The following is a 17584-nucleotide window of genomic DNA, read 5'->3' as shown; positions in this document are numbered from 1 at the left end:
GCCCGCGCCGATACCGTCCACCGGCGGATGCGGCTGAACGAATATACCTCACCGCCGCCCGCTGAAGATCTTGATTGCCTCCGGCGCCCGCCATTCCATACAATCAGTAGACGTGGCGTAAGCCTGCGCGGGCCTGATCCGCGCGTGAAGGAGTTGACAATGGCTGTAGCGTGCCCCAGTTGCGGCAACGCGAAGAACTTTCTCGTGAAGACCCTGCAGATGCACGTGGTCCAATTGGAAGGCTCCGACGTGAACGTGGCCGAAGAGAGCCGCCCGTCTGTATTCGAAGTGTTGTGCGACGAATGCGAAGCGGAGTTGGCATTTGACCAGTTCGACGACGACATCCGTCGGGAGATCCTGCTGAGGCTGGGCGCTCGCTGACCGCCCCGGAGGAACCCGCTGCTTGGATTGGTGACGCGGGCGGCGCATGTCATTTAGTCCCGCGCCTCAGTGCTTCGACTCGTCATTGCGGTCACGCATTCTTGAGAGGCGCCGCGGTCAGATCGCTCGCTCAGCACTGAGTCCTGAGGGAATCGGGTTGATGACCGGACTCATGAATCGAAGGACTCAGTCATTTTCGCCGACTTCCTCCTCATACGAACACTCCGGGCACTCCCATTCCTCGACATCGCGCGTGACGGTCTGGCCCGTCCCCGGAATGCGCTCGGTCAGCTTGCGCGGCTTCCGGTGCATGTTCTCAAAACAGACCGGGCATTCCTTCTCTTTCGCCCGCGTATCGGTGTCGGCGTCTGGCATCGGACAGCCTCTCCTTGAAAAGTCATCAGGACAGATCGCGCGGCTGATGGCAGAATACTAGCACGCGCCGTTTGCGCTTGAGGACCATCAGGCATGACTCGACACGTGGACCTGCTCGCCGTCTTATACCAAATCTGGGGCGCACTCGCGCTGGTAACCGGGCTGGCCATCCTCGTGCTCGGCTTGGGTGCCGTGGCGGTCGTGACCTCCGCCCAGCATGCGGCATACGAGGGCGGCCTGCTGGCAGGTCTCACCGCGTTCACGTTCTTCGTCTTCGGGATTGGCGCGATGGTGTGGGGCGGCGCCCACTTGGTCATCGCCAAGGCCGCGCGCCGGCGCCGGCACTGGGCGAGGCTCGGCGGCCTGTCGCTCGCCGTGCTCAATTTGTTCTTCCTGCCCTTCGGCACGGCGCTCGCGATCTACGCGTTCTGGGTGCTGCTCAACAACGAATCGCGGCGGCTGTTCGACACGAAGAAGTAGTGCTACGGCATGTCCACCGTCCCCCTCGGCGTCCAGGGTCCGCAACGAATCACGCGCCTGGCGGCCAGCCACGACCCGCGAACGATCCCGTCGCGCGCGATGACCGCAGCCGCGTAGCGGCTGCAGGACGGCGTAAATCGACACTCGATGCCAAGCCGGCCCATCAGCGGCGAGAGTGTCGACTGGTAGACGCGAATTCCGAGAAGCGCCGCCCGCGAACTGATCTGGGCGGACGGCGAACGTGTGACGTCGTAGGCGAGCGCGACCAGGACCAGCACGAGCAGCGCACGTCGAGCCAGCCTCACTCTCAGAACTTATTGGCGAAGTCGCTGACAACCGGGATAATCAGCCGCTTCCCGTTCAGTCCCTGGACGATGGCGAAGATGTGGAGGCCGAGAATCGCCAGCCCGATCAGCGGTCCGATCAGGGCGACCAGACAGCCAAGGCCGAGCGTCGCCATCGCGAACAGGTTCATGAAGATCGAGAACACGATCCAGAACGCGAATTCGGCGACCATCAGGACGATGCCGTGCTTCGCGTGCCAGCGAACTTCCTGATCCTCCTTCTCCGTCAACAGTGGCACCAACGCGAGGATCCAGAGGTACGACAGAACAATCATGACTCCGCGGTTGCTGGGCTGAGCGCTCGGGGAGGTCGAATCGGCCATGGTGGATCTCCTTCGTGTATGGGGCGGACAGAACCCGAGCGAAGTGTAGCGAATCGCCAGCGTGGCGTAAAGGCCGCGTCTGGTCAGACGTTGACCGTCGTTACCAAGGGGTCGCCCAACCCGAGCATGGCCAGCCTGGATTCGAGCGTGCCCCGATCGCCCACGGCGACCACGACCAGTTCGTCCGGATGAAGGTGGCGCCGGGCCGCAGCGGTGAGGTCGCCGGCTTCGACCGATCGAATGCGGGAGACGAAACGATCGAACGTGTCGCCGGGCAGATCGTACATGGCCAACTGCGCCAGCGCGCGCCCGATCTGGCCCGTGGTCTCGAAGCTCCGCGCGTAGCCGCGTGTCAGCGTCGCGCGTCCGAAGTCGATTTCCTGCAGCGTCGGGGGGCGCTGGTCCCGGATGGAGGCGATCTCGCCGAGCGATGCTCCAATCGCGTCGGCGGTGGCATCGGTCTGGACACTGGTCTCCAGCACGAACGCCCCAGCCAGCCGGCGAAAGTCGAATGCCGTGTGCGCGCCGTACGTGTAGCCCTTCCGCTCCCGCAGGTTCAAATTGATGCGGCTGACGAACTGTCCGCCCAGGATGGCGTTCAGCAGGACCAGGGCGTGATAGTCCGGCGTGCTGCGCGGCACCGCCACGTGTCCGATCCGGAGTTCGGTCTGCGCCGCGCCCGGGCGATCGACCAGCAGAACGCGAGGCGCGGACGAAAATGGGGCCAGGCCCCATTTCTCGTCTGGCGGCGAAATGGGGTCTGACCCCATTTTCCATCCGCCGAACGCGGCTTCCGCGATGCGCGCGACGCTGGCGGGATCGAGCGACCCGACCACAATCATCGTCGTGGACTCAGGCCGATAGGCGGCCTCGTGCAGTCGGGTCACATCCGAAATCGCCATCCGTTCGATCGCGTCGGTCAAGCCCCACGGCTGATGGCCATACGGATGGGCCCAGAAGATCGCCTGCGCGAATGCCTGATCGGCGACCGCGGACGGTGAATTGCGCAGCTGCCGAAGGCGGTTGAGCCGCAGCGTTCTCACCCGCTCGAAATCCTCATCGGCCAGTGTCGGCCGCATCACCAGGTCGGCGACAAGCGCGCAGGCTTCGTCGGCGTGACGCGGGAGCACTGCGAGCGACAGCATGACCGCGTCCCAGGCTGCGTCGGTTTCGAGCGTGGTGCCCAGGCGTCCGAGCGCCTCCTGAATTTCGATCGCCGAACGGCCGGCGGCGCCTTCGTCGAGCATGTCGGCGGTGAGCGACGCCACTCCAGGGAGCGCGATCGGGTCGATCGCCGATCCGGCCGGCACCAGAACCGACACGCTGACAATGGGCAGCCCGCGGCGCTCGACAAACCAGACGGACAGACCATTGGCCAGCCGGATGCGCGTGACGGGCGGAAAGACGACCGGCTGATCGGGGCGGATGTCCGGCGGTTGACGACGGGCCGTGGTGTTCACGAGACGTCCACCGGGTCCGATCCCGACGCCGCCAGCGCTGCGCAACCGGCTGGGACCACGCTCAGGGTCACCTGGTGTCCGGGCAGCAGATGGCGAGCGGCAGCCGCCCGAACCGATTCCGTCGTGGCGTCGCGATAGCGGTTCAGATCCCTGGTAAAGAACCCGGGCTCTCCCAGCGACACGTTGTAGCTGTTCAGCTGATCCGACCGGCCGCCGAACCCTCCAACGTGCTGGAGACGCGACACGAAGGCCGTTTCGGTGAGCGCTTGTGCGCGGGCCAGTTCGTCGCGGGCTGGCCCCTCCCGCGCAAACGCGGCCAGTTCGCCGGCGACCGCCTCTTCGATGACGTCGAGGCTGACGCCGGGGACGGCGGTCACGGCGACGGCGAAGAAGCTGCCGAGATCGCGCGAACTCTGCGATGCGCTCACGTCGGTAGCGATCCGATCCGCGTACACCAGGCGCCGGTACAGGCGAGACGGCTTGCCGCCGGCGAGGATGTCGGCCGCCAGATCAAGATCGGCATCGCCGTCGGCGAAGTGGGCGGGCGTGAGCCACGCCTGGTAGAGACGCGGCAGCTCGACGCGGTCCTCGAGAACCAGACGCGAGGTCGCCGCGCCGACCGGCGCGAGCGCAATCGCCGGCGGCGCCTCGCCGGCAGAGCAGGTCCCGAAGTAGTCGTTGACCAGGTCGAGCACGGCACTTGGATCGACATCGCCGGCGATCGCCAGCGAGGCGTTGGCCGGATGGTAGAACTGGCGGAAGAACGCCTGCACATCGCCGAGTGTCGCATTGCGAAGATCAGCCGGCGCGCCGATGGTGATCCAGTGATACGGATGATCGGGAGGGAAGAGCGCCGCCGCGAGCGCGACCATGGCCAGTCCGTACGGCCGGTTCTCGTAGTTCTGGCGCCGCTCGTTCAAGACCACATCGCGCTGGGTCTCGAACGCGGTGGACGTAAGGCTCGGCAGCATGTTCATCATGCGATCCGATTCCATCCACAGCGCCAGCTCCAGCGCATTCGATGGCACAAGCTCCCAGTAGTTGGTGCGGTCCGTGTTGGTCGATCCGTTGATCTGGCCTCCTGCGCGCTGCAGCAGTTCGAAGTACGTCTTCCCGAAGTGCTTCGAGGGCTCGAACATCAGGTGCTCGAACAGGTGCGCAAGACCGGTGCGGCCGGCCGCCTCGTTCTTCGATCCGACGTGATACCAGAGATTGACGGCTGCCAGCGGGCACGCGTGATCCTCGTGGATAATCACCTGCAGCTGGTTGCCGAGGATGTGCTTGCTGAAGGGAACGTCGATGGACTGGCTCTCCATGCTGGTCATCGCGTAGGATGGTCACTTCGCCTGACTCATCGTATCGGTAAACGCGGCACATGGGAAACCAGCAACAGGCATGGCGCATGCTCGCGCTGCTCGGACTTGCCGAGCTGCTGGGCATGACGCCGTGGTTCTCCGCGACCGCGGTGACCTCCGGCATCGTCGCCCACTACCACCTCACGAGCGCACAGGCCTCATGGCTCACGATGGCCGTGCAGGGCGGGTTTGTGGCCGGAACGCTGGTGAGCGCACTGTTGAACGTAGCGGATCTCATCAGCGCCCGCTGGGTGTTCGCGATCGGCTGCGCGGCGGCGGCCGGCGCCAACGCGCTGGTGACTGTGGCCGCGTCGCCGCTTGAAGCGGTCGGATGGCGCTTCGTGACGGGGTTGGCGCTGGCGCTGGTCTATCCGCCGGCGATGAAGATTGCCGCAGGGTGGTTCAGGGAACGGCGCGGGGCGGCACTCGGGATCCTGATTGGGTGCCTGACGCTCGGCAAGGCCGTGCCGTACCTGCTGGCGGCAGTGTCCGACGGGACCTGGGCGTCGATGATGCTGTGGTCGTCCTGGTTCGCCTGCGCCGGCGGCCTGATCGTGGCGGTCACGGTTCGCGACGGCCCGTACGTGTCTGCCAGCGCACCATTCAATCCATCGGCAGCGCTGTCGGTCTTCGCCAGGCGCGGCACGCGGCTCGGCATCCTCGGCTACCTCGGGCACATGTGGGAGCTCTACGCCATGTGGACCTGGGTTGGCCTGTACGTCGCGGCAGCGATGCGCCTGCAACACGATCCCGCCGCCGATCATCTGGGATCGCTGGCGGCGTTTGTGGCCCTCGGCGCCGGCGCGGCGGGGTGCGTGGTGGCCGGCTTCTGGGCCGACCGCGCCGGCCGGGCCAGGGTGGCGGCGTGGGCCATGATGGGCAGCGCCACATGCTGCGCGCTCACCGCGGCGACATTCAGTGCGCCGTACGCGGTGCTGCTTCTGCTGGTCGGGGTCTGGGGGTTCTTTGTCGTTGCCGACTCGGCACAGTTCTCGGCGATCGTCGCGGAGACGAGCGACGACGATTACGTCGGCACGGCGCTGACCGTTCAAACGTGCCTGGGCTTCCTGCTGACCATGTTTTCGATCAGGCTGACCTCGGCGGTGGCGGATTGGATAGGGTGGCAGTGGGCATTCCTCGTGATTCTGCCGGGCCCGGTGCTCGGCGTGCAGGCGATGATGGCGCTGATGAAACCGCGAATCAGACGCGAATAGGCAATGGTAAGATCCCGCGCCGGAACATGCGACGGCGCAGGCACGTCATATCTAGGGATTCGGGCGGGCCGCGTCCTTTGGCTGCGGGAGGTCTCCGTGATTGACGTATCCAACCTCCGCAAGAAGTTCGGCGACAACGAAGCGCTGAAGGGCATCTCGTTCCACGTCGCCGCCGGCGAGATCTACGGCCTGCTCGGGCCGAACGGAGCCGGCAAGTCGACCACCATTGGCATCCTGTGCGGCTTGGTGAAGCCGGATGCCGGGCAGGCGCGGCTCAACGGGATCGACATCGCGCAACGGCCGGTCGACGCCCGGCGCGTGCTCGGGGTGGTCCCGCAGGAAGTGGCGCTCTATACGGAGTTCTCCGCCCGGGACAACCTGAAGTTCTTCGGGCGGCTGTACGGGCTGTCGGGAGCCGATCTCGCCGCGCGCATCGATCGCGTCCTGGCGCGGGTCGGCCTGACCGAGCGCGCCAAAGAGCCGATTGAGGGCTACTCAGGCGGCATGCTCCGGCGGCTCAACATCGCCGCGGGGCTGGTGCACGATCCCAAAGTCGTGCTGATGGACGAACCGACCGTCGGCCTCGATCCGCAGACACGTGCGAGCATCCTCGATCTGGTCCGCACGATTGCGTCGGCTGGAGCCGCCGTCGTCTACACGACGCACTACCTGGATGAGGCCGAGCGGCTCTGCGACCGCCTGGGCATCATCGACCGCGGCACGATTCTGGTCGAAGGCACGCTGCAGGAACTGCGCGAGGCCGCAGGCGCGCGCGAGATCATCGCGTTGCGCGGCGTATTCAAGACCGACGCCGTAACGCGCGAACTGCAGCAGCATCCCGAGTACGAGCTGCTCAAGGCGTCTGATGCCGAGCTCCTGCTGACCGTGCAGCGGGCCGACCAGCACCTGGCCGGCATCCTGGCGATCGCCGGCAGTCTCGGATCGGTGCGCGAGGTGGCCATCCGCCAGCCGAGCCTCGAGAGTTTGTTCATCAAGATGACGGGGAGAGAACTGAGGGAGTAGTCAGTCGTCTACGAACAGATTCGGATCCTCATGACTGCAGCCATCACCATCGCCACGCATCATCTCCGCCGGGTGGTTCGCAACCCGGGGCTGATCCTGCTGCTGGTCGCCATCCCACTCACTATCGCCCTCATCGAGTACGCCGCGTTCGGCCAGACGGCCGCCGCCGGCAAGCTGCCCCCGACCAAAGTGCTGTTTCTCGACGAGGACGGATCGCTGGCTTCGGGTGCGGTGCCGCAGGTGTTTGCCGGCAGCCCGGTAAAAGACATGTTTGAGCTTGCGCATGTCGCGAGCCGCGACGAAGCGATCGGCCTGTTCAAGAAGAGCCAGGCGGCCGCGCTCATCGTCGTGCCCAAAGGGTTTCAGGACAACCTGCTGGCCGGGAGGCGGTCCGAGCTCGTGCTGTACAAGAACCCCATTCAGAGCATCGGACCCGACATCGCGCAGAGCATGCTCGAGATGACAGTTGTCATCGGCAACGGGCTCTACGGACAGGCGATTGAGCCGATCAGCCGGATCAAGACCTACGTCGACCAGCGACGGGATCCGACCTCCGACGAGGTGGCTGAAGTGTCGCGGGGGTTCTTCGAGGCGGGCCGGCGGATGGTCAGCCTGCAGGGCCTTCAGAACATGAAGGTCGGCGTGATCCGTCCCGGAGAGGCAGCCGCGAAGACCGGGTTCGGCAACGATCCGAAGCTGTTCTTCGCGTACGTGTTTCCCGGGCTGGTGGTGTTCGCGTTGATGTTCATCGCGCAGTCGCTGGCGATGCGGCTCCTGCGCGACCGGATGAAAGGGCTGCAGCGGCGCATCGCCATCGCCCCGGCATCGGGCCTGGCCGTGATCTTTGGCGGGGTGATCTTCATGGTCGTCTCGATGCTGGCCCTGCTGCTCGTTCTGGCCGCGCTCGGGGCCATCGTGTTCCGGCTCCAGCTTCGCGACCCGATCGCGCTGATGGCGATCGGCATCGGCTTCGCGATCTTCGCCTCGGGCCTGCACCTGTTGTCGAACAGCCTCGCGAAGAGCGACCGCGGGGCGTCGTTTGTCGGCGGCGTCGTGGTGATGCTGCTCTCGCTGGTCGGAGGATCGTTTGTGCCGGCCGAGCAGTTCCCGCCCTTCCTTCGGAGTGTAGCGATGATCGTGCCGAACGGCGCCGCCCAGCAGGGGTTCATCGACGTGCTCGTGCACAAGCTGCCGATCGCGCAACTGGGCGGGCGCCTGGCCGTGACGTGGGCCTGGGGGCTGACAACGGTTGGACTGGCCATGTGGTTCGAAGGTCGGAGACTCAAGCAGTGATGCACCCGGCTCTTGTGATTGCCTGGTACGACATCAAGCGCGTGTTGCGCGAACGCGAGACGCTGTTCTGGCTCTTCGTCGGGCCGGTCATCTTCACGGTGTTTTTTGGCCTGCTGTTCAGGCCCGAACCCGCGCGCCGACCGATGCTGATCGTCGTGAACCAGGACGCAACCGACGACATCGTGCGGCGCGTGTCGCCCTATCTCGAGCAGGACGGCGTGACCGTCAGGCTGGCAGACGCCGTCGCGGCGAATCGCCTGTCGCTGGTCGTTCCGGCCGGCGCGCTGAAGGCGCTCGAGGCCGGCAAGTCTGTCGACTTCGTGCTGCACGCGGGCGCCGAGGAAACCGGCAGCGAACGCACCCTGCGGTTCAAATTCCAGAAGGCCATCACGAACGTGTACTTCGCACTCGATCGAAACGCCGACCGACCGCACGCGCCGGCGACCGGCGACGGCCTGGCCACTGTCACTTCAGGACCGTTGTTTATGACCCAGGCCGACATCGGCGTGCGGAAACAGGACGTGACGGCCGGATTTCAGCGCAGCGTGCCGTCGTATCTCGTGATGTTCGTCTTTCTCAACCTGCTCGTCTCAGGCGCGGGCATCGCGGAAGATCGCGCCAGCGGCAGGCTTCGCCGGATGAGCATGGCTCCCGTGTCGCGTCGCGCGATCGTGCTTGGCAAACTGCTGGGCCGGTTCACGATTGGATGGATCCAGATCATCTACATGCTCGGGTTCGGCCTGATCGTCGGGATTCGCTGGGCGGACCATCCGTGGGTGTTCTTCGCGTTCCTGAGCCTCTTTGCCCTGGCTGCCGCCTCGCTCGGCATCCTGCTGGGCACGCTGTTCAAGGACCCGGACAAGTGCGCCAGCCTCGCCGTCTGGGTGGCGGTGCTGCTATCGCCGCTCGGCGGGCTCTGGTGGCCGATCGAGCTGGGCAGTCCGGTGATGCGCCAGATCTCCTATTTCGTGCCGACCGGGTGGGCCATGGAGGGAGTCAACTCGATGCTGGCGTTCGGAGCCGGTGCGGTTGACGTCGCACCGTTCGCCCTCGGCTTCCTTGCGCTGTTCGCCGTCAGTTTTCCCCTCGCTGCACGGCGCCTGGAGACGGGACCCTGAACTCGACGCGGTCGGACCGCGGCGGCCACGCGCCGCGCTGGTGGCCGAGAGAAGGCAGGGCGCGAGTCGAATTGTGAGCACAGCCCCAGCCAGATGCTTCCGCCCGGCGTCCAAGAGGGTAGAGCGGTTGCCGATGGGGCTCTCACCATAATCTGCAACCCCCCGAGCGTCCGGCGCGTATAAGTATCTGGATGCCCGGTGCGGGGTGTAAACTATGCTCGGGTCGCTGCTGTCTATGAGCTTTGCCCGCCTAAGCCTCAGCCTGTTCGGCGCCGTGGCCGTTGTCTCGGCGGTGCTGGCCAGCGCGACCATCTGGCTGCTGATTACTGATCCGGTAACCGTCGCCGATGCCGTCGAATCGGGACAGGTCTCGCCGCTGGTCCAGGCCCTGGCCGGTGTTCTCTACACGGCGTTCCAGGGCATTCTCAAGTATCTCTAGAGATTGGACCCCTACAACTCCTTCTGCAGAAACCGCAGCAGGTAGAAGGCGTCCAGGTACTTGAACGGGGTGACGCCCGTCGTGTAGTGTCCGCAAGGCAGCACACGGATTCGCGTCGGCGTGTTGTGCGCCCGGAATTCCTTCACCGCCGCGCGAGACAGATGAAGCGGGAATGACAGGTCGTACAGCCCGTAGATGATCAGGGAAGGCCTGTTCGCAATCCGGTGCATGTACGACTGCGGGCTGATCGGTCCCCAGATCTCGCGCAGCCGCGGCAGATCGATGTGTCCTTCCATCCCGGCCCGCACGTGCGCGGTCGAAATGCCTTCCCAGATCACGTCGGCGAACCACAAAGACGCGTGGTTGAACGCCATTGCCTTGACCAGCGGCTCGTGCGTGGCCGTCAGCATCGAGAGACAGGATCCGAGGCTGGTGCCCATCAGCCCGATGCGTTCGTATCCCTGCTGATCGAGCCACGCGACCGCGCGGCGCGTGTCGAGGACGGCCTGCCGACAGACCTGCAGCGTCTGCGCCATATTGCTCGATACGATATAGTCGGCGCGCTGCAGCTCGGGCGGCCTGCGCCTCTCGTGATACGGCAGCGTCAGGCGCAAGGCGCTGATGCCGATGCGCTGCAGCAGCCGGCACAGCGCGACGTGTCCTTCCTCATCGGCGTTCCATTGCGGCGTCACCACCACCGCGCGCCTGGTCACGGGCGCGCCTTTCGCGCGAGGCTTCGCCACCGCCGGAAAGTACCGCGTGTAGACCGTGTTGTTCTCCTTGTCCCTCGTGGTGACCCCGCTCTCAAACGTCACCATCCGTTCGCCCGGCTTCGCGTCGGCCGGCAGAGTGGCGGTCCCGTAACTGCTCGCGGGCTCGACGGCAAACCACGCGTCAGAGTTGCTCATGGCGCGCTCGACCCAGGCCCGCACCACCAGTGCCGGATCACGGTGATCGACGCCGTCGCGTTCGGCGGCCGGAATCCAGTCGACGCCCCACTCGAAGGGACGGACGATGCGGTTCTGGTCAGCCGCGGCGAGCCGGCGCTCCCACCGATGGAAGTAGTGACGTGCAAGACCCACGCTGGCATTATCTTCGGTTTGGGCAGCCGAGACACCCGAATTGGGCCGCCAGCCCACGTGATATCATCCGTTTTCCGCAGTCGAATCTGCTGTCTTCGATCGACGAGACAGCCGGGTATCGCCGTGGAGATGCCGATGAAGCTGTCCATCATCATGCCGGTCTACAACGAACGCGTGACGATTCGCGAGATCGTCAGGCGTGTGCTGGCCACCGATCTCCCGACGCTCGATCGTGAACTGCTGATCATCGACGACGGCTCGACCGACGGCACGCGCGACATGATCGCGGAGATGGACGGGCGCGACGGCATCCGGGTCGTGCTGCAGCCTCAGAATCTCGGAAAGGGTGCCGCCGTGGCGCGGGGTGTTCGCGAAGCCTCCGGCGACATCCTCATCATTCAGGACGCCGATCTGGAGTACGACCCGGCGGAGTACCCCATCGTGCTGCGGCCGATCCTGGCTGGCGACGCCGATGTCGTGTTCGGGTCGCGTTTTCTCGGAACCCCCTCGGGCCATCGCGTGCTGTACTTCTGGCACTCGGTCGGCAACTTCTTTCTGACGCTGCTCTCCAACGCCGTCAGCGGGCTGAATCTCACGGACATGGAAACCTGCTACAAGGCGATGACCACCGCCGTGGCCTCCCGCCTGGATCTGCGGTCGCGGCGTTTCGGCATCGAGCCGGAGATCACGGTCAAGGTCGCGCGCCTGCGCGCCCGGGTGTTCGAGGTGCCGATCTCGTACTATGGGCGGACCTACGAAGAAGGCAAGAAGATCGGGCTCAAGGACGGGTTCCAGGCGATCTGGACCCTGTTGCGCTTCGCGTGGTGGAAGGCGCCGAAGCGATAGGGCAGCCTCGGGCGGCAGCCCTGGCCGCCCGCGCCTGCGGTCAATCACGATGATTCCAGACACCGCGCAACCCGCCCCACACCGGATACCCATGTGGCAGCACGCCGCAGTGGCGCTGCTCTTTTGCGCGCTCACGGCCCTGATGGTCCCATCGCTGGTGAGCGATCCGTTCGGCGTGGTGATCGGCTGGCCAGGCGACAACACTTTCTATATCAGACAGTTCTGGTGGATGAAGCGAGCGCTGGTCGATCTGCACACGTCGCCGTTTTTCGACCCATCGACCTACTATCCGGCCGGCCATGCGACGGCGAACGGAGAACTCGTTCCGGCTGTCACGCTGCCCGGGATCCCGCTCACGATGATGGGGGGCGCGGTCTTCGCCTACAACATCAGCCTGTTGGTGACGTTTGCGATGACCGGGTTCGGGACCTATCTCTGGGTGCTGGAATTGACTGGCAGCCTGCCTGGCGGCATTGTCGCGGGCATCGTCGCGGCGTTCCTGCCGTACCGATTCGCGCACGTGCTCGGTCATCTCCCGATGGTGAGTACCCACTGGGTACCGCTCACACTGCTGGCGTTTGAGCGATTCTTCAAGCGCCGCCTGGTCTGGCCAGCCATCTTGCTGGGATCGAGCTTCGCCCTGGTCGCCCTCTCGTCCTGGTACTACGCCTACGCGATAGGGCTGATGCTGCCGATCTACGCCTTGGTGCGCAGCCGGCCATGGCGAAAGAACTGGGATGCAGCGTGGTGGCGGGGTCTGGCGGTGGCGGCGGCGACGGCGGCGATGCTGTTGCTGCCGTTCGTCGTGCCGTACCTTCGGCTTCGGGCAGGCGGAGGTTTGACGCGGGGCATCGGAGAGATGGAATCGTGGTCGTTGAACTTCTACGATTTCCTGCTGCCCAATCGTCTCAACCCCGCGTTCGCCGGATTTGTGCTGCACTGGTTTCCGCAGCAGGCGGCGCAGTGGGTCGAGCGCGGCGTGTCGCTTGGCTACACCGCCATTGCCCTCGCACTGGTGGCTTGGGCGGCTCGACGCCGTCACCCGGCGATGGCTGCTCTGCTGGCCGTGTGGATCGCGTCGTTCGCCATTGCGCTCGGACCGACGTTTCACACCGGCGACCGGCAATGGCTGATTCCTGTCCCCTTGCCCGTCACGGCACTAGTGGCAAAGGCGTTCGGGTCGTTCGGGTCGATGGCCCAGATCAAGGATGAGATTCTCGCCCGCCAGGCGCTGGCCATTCCGATGCCCGCCATGTTCCTGTTTCTGTTCGTGCCAATGACCAGCGGTATGCGCGTCATGTCGCGCTTCGGGATGTGGACGGGGCTGATGACGGCCGGTCTCGCCGGCTGGGGCACCGCGCTGGTGCTGCAGAGACTGCACCAGAGGTTCGGCCATCGCCCCGTGATCACGGTTATCGTGGTTGCCGTGCTTGGAGGTCTGGTGCTGTCAGAAAGTCAGAGCCGGATTCCGACGATGGCCCTCCGACCGCGCGGCGTCGACGTGTGGCTGGCGCAGCAGGCGCAACCCGGAGCGGTGGCTGAACTGCCCCTGGAGTCAGCGTTTCTCCCCATCCAGGACTACTACAAGACGATCCACCAACGACCCACAATCTTCGGTCCGGTGGGCGACAGCTTCTTCCCGCCACTGTTCGAGCCGCGCAAGGCGGCGCTGGCAGACTTTCCGTCCGATCCGAGCGTGGCAGCGCTGCGGAGCTGGGGGGTGCGGTACGTGCTATTCACGCCTTCAATCATAGGCGGCTGGGCGACGCTGAAGCAGAAGGTCGATGCCCAACCAGGGTTGTCCTTCGACCGCGAGATTGACGGCGTGCTCGTGTACCTCATTCGCTAGGCGTCCGGGCGTTGCCAGATTTTGGCACTCAACGGACAATTTCTGTCGGACCCCCCTCACAGTATTGCAGTCTGGAACGGACCCGGACGTTGGTCAGGCACCGTTCGCCTCGGGTGGCCATGCGGGCATGGCTCTTGCTCTCAGATCCAGAAGGTGCAGTGTCTCCAGCGTCTTCTAACGGGCGGCGCAGGCGCCGCCGTGTACCCGAGGGAGTGGCAATGCGGCAGGGAATCCTCGCCATCGCGGCCGTTGGTCTGGTTGCAGCAGCTTTGGCATCGCATGCGGCCGGCCAATCCGTGGGGGCGCCAGCCAGCCAGATCGTCGTGGCGGCTGGACAGGATTGGGCGACGCGGACGTTCCAGAAGCCCATTGACATGAATCAGTGGACCGATGTCAGTTGGTGGCTGTATGCCAACGACGGCCCGCTCACGAATTTGAGCGGCGTGACTCACACCACCTGCACCGGCGGCGGATCGACCTCGACCTGCCTCAAGGCGACGACGTCAGGTACCGACAGCAACCTCTGGATCCTTGAAACAGGCAACCCTCCCAGTTCGAGGATTGGCAAGACGGGCGACAACTTTCCGATCGACGCCAGCACTTACAAGACTGTCGCCGTTCGCATGAGACTCGATACCGGCGGAGCCTGCACGTTGGCGTTGCCGACGCTCGCGTGTACGGCCGGCTACCTCTGGCACAAAGGGACCCTCTACGACACTCCGACGACTGAAACTCGTTCGAATAGTTTCTTCACCTTTGACGGATGGCAGATCTACTTCATAGACCTGCCGACGTTCGGCTATGCCAGCGGATCCCCTCTGGCGCCGTGGACCGGCACGATCGGCGACCTGCGGCTGAATCTGACGGCCACTGCCGGCGCGGCGATCGAGATCGACTGGATCCGGCTGGTTCCCGATAACCTGCCCACCCAGACCATTACATGGAGTGGTTTTTCGGGTAACGTGGACGTCTATCTGGACGACAACCAGACGGCGTCAGATGGCAACCTGGGTGTGCTCACCGCGTCCAACCAGGCGCTGCCTGCGCGCAATGTCTCAGGCGGGTCGCACACCTTCCAGCCCGGCGCCCTGGCCGCGGGCGACTATTACGTGGAGATTTGCCCGACCGGCGCCGATCCGGCAACCAGCAACGGGTGCAGGTACTCGTCCGGTTTCTACCGCGTCAACGACACTCCGACGTTCACGTTCACGTCTCCCTCGCCCGAGGGCAGCAGCGACGACTTCGCGACGGTCCAGCTGAACCAGGCGTGGGACATGACGAGCACGTCGCAGGTCGACTATGCCGTCAACGTCTCAGGCCTGACCGCGACGACGATCGCCGCAGTCAATGAAGCGGGAAGCTCGCTCGGGAACGTCAACGTCCTCCAGGGCACCAGTGCGGCGGCAGGGCAGGTCGGGTCTGGCGATCCGTACATGTACTTCCTGTGGTTTGCGGGTGATGGGCGCGGGCGCTACAAGAAGATCGACTCGAGCCGCTACCACATTCTCACGCTGGAAATGGGTGTTCCCGACAAGGCCCGCGACATCAACCTCGGATCGATCGCGCGCGTCGTCTGGCTGATCGAGGGCGAAGAGGCCAAGGAGAACGTCAGCAAAGACCTGATCTTCAACTCGCGCGCCGGCTCTAACGTGATGTCGAAGATCATCACGTCGATGCGGACATGCGAGCCGTCGGTAACCGAATGGAATCACTGCCTGCGGATCGTGACCGAAGCCGGCACCGAGCTGTCGACGACGGGGTGGGCCGGCAACATCGAGAATTTCCGTCTCGATCCGCACGAGTACCCGGACGCCACGACGTTCTACGTCAAGAACTTCAAGCTCGCCGCCAACGAGAAGACGGTCAGCAACCAGTACACCATCCGGTGGACGTACGCCGATTTGCTGGCGCCGGGTACCCCGACGCTGACGCTGTACTACGACACCGATATCGACCCGTCGAGCGGCCTCACACAGATCGTCACAGGCGTGAATCCGGCGATCTCCAGCAGCTACACGTGGAATACGACCGGTGTTCCCAATGGCACCTATTACATCTACGCGAGCGTTTCGGACGGCCTGAACGCCAACGCCGCGTATTCCCGCTGGCCGATTATCGTGGATTCGTCGACAACCAGCGCGTTGTTGCCGCGAATCGCGCTGAATCGCCGCCGCCTCGATTTCGGTGGCAACGACAATGGCCGACTCGTCGGCGATCCTCAGACAGTCAGCGTCGCAATCTCAGGAACTGGCGCGAGCAGTGTACGGTGGAAGGTCACGTCGAGCAATCCGTTGGTCCTTGTCTCGCCGGTATCGGGCACTGGCAGCGGCACCTTCGACGTCTCGATCGCGTCGAGCACGATCTACCCGGACAACATGTGGGGCGACTACTACGTGACGGTGGAGGAGTCGGTCGCGGGAACGACATCGAATTCCGCGCAGTACATCCGGGTGGTCTTCACGATGTACCCAAAGACAGGAACCTCCGCGCCATTCGGAGCGTTCGACACGCCAGTGAACGGTACGGCCGGGATGCAGGGGTCGTTCGCGGTGACCGGTTGGGCGCTTGACGACGTCGGGATCGATCACGTGGAGATCTGGCGAGACTTGACGCCGACAGAGAATCTTGCTCATGCCTACACTTCCGATCCGTCTCACCCCGCGTACGGCAAGGTGTTTATCGCGAGGCCGTTGTTTGTGGCAGACGCGCGCCCGGACGTAGAGAGTTTGTACGCCGGCACCCCGGCAGCCTACCGCGCGGGCTGGGGGTACCTGCTGCTGTCATGGGGACTGGAAGGTCGAGGGAACGGCTCGTACACGCTCTACGCGTTCGCGTTCGACAAGGATGGCCACGCGACGCCGCTCGGAACCAAGACTATTTCCGTGGACAACGTGCATGCGTCCAAGCCGTTCGGATCGATTGATACGCCGGGGTACGGGGAGACCAAGTCCGGGGTCTTCGTCAACTTCGGCTGGGCGCTGACGCCGGCGGGGGACTCGTCGTGCCGGATCGACAACGGTCACGTGTTTGTGAGCATCGACTCGCTCCCGCTCGCGCTGGTCAACTATGGGGACGCGCGCAGTGATATCGCGACGGCGTTCCCGGACTTCTTGAACGGCACCAACGCCAGTGGCGCCTACTACGTGGATACGACGGCGCTCACCAACGGCCGACACCAGATCGGCTGGCTGGTGTACGACAACTGCGGCCGGGGTGATGGCATCGGCAGCCGGTTCTTCAACGTGCTGAACAGCGGCGCCAGGCCTTCCCTCGATTTCGCGGCGGCGTCGGGCGCCCGACCTCCGGCGCCTGCGCTGCCTGGCGTCAGCCGCGAGCCCGTGACCGTGCGCCACGTGGCTGGCGACTGGCAGGTGATCGAGCCCAACGCCGATGGCGTTCGGGTGATCGAGGTCGGACAATCCGACAGGATTGAAGTTCGGTTGCCGCTGGCAGCAGGTTCGTACACCGGGTATCTGGACACGCAAGGTGCGCGGCGCCGGCTGCCGCTCGGATCGTCGCTTGACGAGCGCGGCGGCATCTTCTATTGGCAGCCGGCCCCGGGTTTTCTCGGCCGCTACGACCTGGTATTTGTCGCACCGGGCGGCATGGGCGTGCGCCTCGGGGTCGTCGTCGGGCCGTCGATGCGGATGGCGATTGACACGCCTGCCAGCGGCGCCGAGGTGCGCCGGCCATTTGCCGTAGCGGGCTGGGCGCTCGACCTGGCTGGGGAGCAGGGCTCAGGCGTCGATACGGTGCATGTGTGGGCGTACCCTGCCGGCGGCGCCCCGCCGATCTGGCTCGGCGTGGCCGAGTACGGTGATCCGCGGCCGGATGTGGGCGCGCTCTACGGAACGACATTCACGAAGGCGGCGTACACGCTCGTAGTCGGTCACCTTTCGCCGGGCACCTACGACATCGTGGTCTACGTGCACCGGGCGAAGACCGGATCGTTCGACGCCGCCCAGATCGTGCGCTTCACGGTCAGATAGCCTGGTTCATCTG

Annotated in this window: 16 protein-coding genes; 10 read left to right on the top strand and 6 right to left on the bottom strand. The window is 65.0% G+C overall.

Going from position 1 to position 17584, the window contains the following annotated elements; translation table 11 throughout:
- The first annotated feature begins 159 nt into the window (after positions 1-159).
- Complete coding sequence (locus tag NTV05_16750; GenBank protein ID MCX6546047.1) at positions 160-381, top strand: hypothetical protein; 222 nt, start codon at positions 160-162, stop codon at positions 379-381.
- Positions 382-567: 186 nt separating this feature from the next.
- Here NTV05_16750 and NTV05_16745 read toward each other — a convergent pair whose 3' ends face one another.
- On the bottom strand, positions 568-756 hold the full coding sequence (locus tag NTV05_16745; protein MCX6546046.1) for a YgiT-type zinc finger protein: 189 nt from the start codon (positions 754-756) through the stop codon (positions 568-570).
- A 93-nt stretch (positions 757-849) separates the two neighbouring features.
- Between NTV05_16745 and NTV05_16740 the strand changes: the two genes are divergently transcribed.
- Positions 850-1236, top strand: a complete 387-nt coding sequence (locus NTV05_16740; protein MCX6546045.1) for a hypothetical protein — start codon at positions 850-852, stop codon at positions 1234-1236.
- A gap of 2 nt (positions 1237-1238) precedes the next feature.
- Here the strand turns inward: NTV05_16740 and yidD are convergent, their stop codons facing one another.
- From yidD to NTV05_16720, 4 genes are all read right to left on the bottom strand, one after another.
- Positions 1239-1541: a membrane protein insertion efficiency factor YidD gene (gene yidD, locus NTV05_16735; protein ID MCX6546044.1), complete on the bottom strand. Its 303-nt coding sequence runs from the start codon at positions 1539-1541 to the stop codon at positions 1239-1241.
- A 2-nt stretch (positions 1542-1543) separates the two neighbouring features.
- Entirely contained in the window at positions 1544-1903 is a 360-nt protein-coding gene (locus NTV05_16730; GenBank protein ID MCX6546043.1) for a hypothetical protein, read from the bottom strand.
- An 83-nt stretch (positions 1904-1986) separates the two neighbouring features.
- Complete coding sequence (locus NTV05_16725) at positions 1987-3363, bottom strand: pitrilysin family protein (protein MCX6546042.1); 1377 nt, start codon at positions 3361-3363, stop codon at positions 1987-1989.
- Positions 3360-4679, bottom strand: a complete 1320-nt coding sequence (locus NTV05_16720) for a pitrilysin family protein (protein MCX6546041.1) — start codon at positions 4677-4679, stop codon at positions 3360-3362. The genes NTV05_16725 and NTV05_16720 overlap by 4 nt, the downstream gene beginning before the upstream one ends.
- 59 nt (positions 4680-4738) lie before the next feature.
- Between NTV05_16720 and NTV05_16715 the strand changes: the two genes are divergently transcribed.
- From NTV05_16715 to NTV05_16695, 5 genes are all read left to right on the top strand, one after another.
- The gene (locus NTV05_16715) at positions 4739-5932 is read left to right on the top strand and encodes an MFS transporter (protein ID MCX6546040.1); all 1194 of its coding nucleotides are present in this window, start codon (positions 4739-4741) and stop codon (positions 5930-5932) included.
- A 96-nt stretch (positions 5933-6028) separates the two neighbouring features.
- Entirely contained in the window at positions 6029-6955 is a 927-nt protein-coding gene (locus tag NTV05_16710; protein ID MCX6546039.1) for an ABC transporter ATP-binding protein, read from the top strand.
- 30 nt (positions 6956-6985) lie between these two features.
- Positions 6986-8248: an ABC transporter permease gene (locus NTV05_16705; GenBank protein MCX6546038.1), complete on the top strand. Its 1263-nt coding sequence runs from the start codon at positions 6986-6988 to the stop codon at positions 8246-8248.
- Complete coding sequence (locus NTV05_16700; GenBank protein MCX6546037.1) at positions 8248-9366, top strand: ABC transporter permease; 1119 nt, start codon at positions 8248-8250, stop codon at positions 9364-9366. Before NTV05_16705 ends, NTV05_16700 begins: the two co-directional genes overlap by 1 nt.
- Before the next feature lie 214 nt (positions 9367-9580).
- Positions 9581-9805 carry a hypothetical protein gene (locus tag NTV05_16695; protein ID MCX6546036.1) on the top strand — a complete coding sequence of 75 codons (225 nt, stop codon included), beginning with the start codon at positions 9581-9583 and terminating at the stop codon, positions 9803-9805.
- Positions 9806-9816: 11 nt separating this feature from the next.
- Here NTV05_16695 and NTV05_16690 read toward each other — a convergent pair whose 3' ends face one another.
- On the bottom strand, positions 9817-10887 hold the full coding sequence (locus tag NTV05_16690; GenBank protein ID MCX6546035.1) for an alpha/beta hydrolase family protein: 1071 nt from the start codon (positions 10885-10887) through the stop codon (positions 9817-9819).
- A 135-nt stretch (positions 10888-11022) separates the two neighbouring features.
- On the opposite strand from NTV05_16690, the gene NTV05_16685 reads away from it, so the two are divergent.
- The 3 genes from NTV05_16685 to NTV05_16675 all read left to right on the top strand — a co-directional run bounded on the left by NTV05_16685 (position 11023) and on the right by NTV05_16675 (position 17571).
- A complete protein-coding gene (locus NTV05_16685) occupies positions 11023-11733 on the top strand; it encodes a glycosyltransferase family 2 protein (GenBank protein ID MCX6546034.1) in 711 nt (236 codons plus the stop codon).
- A 91-nt stretch (positions 11734-11824) separates the two neighbouring features.
- Entirely contained in the window at positions 11825-13582 is a 1758-nt protein-coding gene (locus NTV05_16680; protein ID MCX6546033.1) for a hypothetical protein, read from the top strand.
- A 218-nt stretch (positions 13583-13800) separates the two neighbouring features.
- Positions 13801-17571: a hypothetical protein gene (locus NTV05_16675; GenBank protein ID MCX6546032.1), complete on the top strand. Its 3771-nt coding sequence runs from the start codon at positions 13801-13803 to the stop codon at positions 17569-17571.
- Positions 17572-17584 lie beyond the last annotated feature (13 nt).

Source organism: Acidobacteriota bacterium, assembly GCA_026393755.1.
GTDB lineage: Bacteria > Acidobacteriota > Vicinamibacteria > Vicinamibacterales > JAKQTR01 > JBAXOX01.
This window is presented reverse-complemented; position numbering and strand designations above follow the sequence as displayed.

Excerpts from the sequence above, each read along its gene's own strand:
- NTV05_16695 (MCX6546036.1), top strand. The coding sequence starts at position 9,581 with ATGCTCGGGTCGCTGCTGTCTATGAGCTTTGCCCGCCTAAGCCTCAGC.
- NTV05_16740 (MCX6546045.1), top strand. The coding sequence starts at position 850 with ATGACTCGACACGTGGACCTGCTCGCCGTCTTATACCAAATCTGGGGC.
- NTV05_16730 (MCX6546043.1), bottom strand. The coding sequence starts at position 1,903 with ATGGCCGATTCGACCTCCCCGAGCGCTCAGCCCAGCAACCGCGGAGTC.
- NTV05_16700 (MCX6546037.1), top strand. The coding sequence starts at position 8,248 with ATGCACCCGGCTCTTGTGATTGCCTGGTACGACATCAAGCGCGTGTTG.
- NTV05_16715 (MCX6546040.1), top strand. The coding sequence starts at position 4,739 with ATGGGAAACCAGCAACAGGCATGGCGCATGCTCGCGCTGCTCGGACTT.
- NTV05_16720 (MCX6546041.1), bottom strand. The coding sequence starts at position 4,679 with ATGGAGAGCCAGTCCATCGACGTTCCCTTCAGCAAGCACATCCTCGGC.
- NTV05_16675 (MCX6546032.1), top strand. The coding sequence starts at position 13,801 with ATGCGGCAGGGAATCCTCGCCATCGCGGCCGTTGGTCTGGTTGCAGCA.
- NTV05_16745 (MCX6546046.1), bottom strand. The coding sequence starts at position 756 with ATGCCAGACGCCGACACCGATACGCGGGCGAAAGAGAAGGAATGCCCG.
- NTV05_16705 (MCX6546038.1), top strand. The coding sequence starts at position 6,986 with ATGACTGCAGCCATCACCATCGCCACGCATCATCTCCGCCGGGTGGTT.
- NTV05_16685 (MCX6546034.1), top strand. The coding sequence starts at position 11,023 with ATGAAGCTGTCCATCATCATGCCGGTCTACAACGAACGCGTGACGATT.
- NTV05_16680 (MCX6546033.1), top strand. The coding sequence starts at position 11,825 with ATGTGGCAGCACGCCGCAGTGGCGCTGCTCTTTTGCGCGCTCACGGCC.
- NTV05_16750 (MCX6546047.1), top strand. The coding sequence starts at position 160 with ATGGCTGTAGCGTGCCCCAGTTGCGGCAACGCGAAGAACTTTCTCGTG.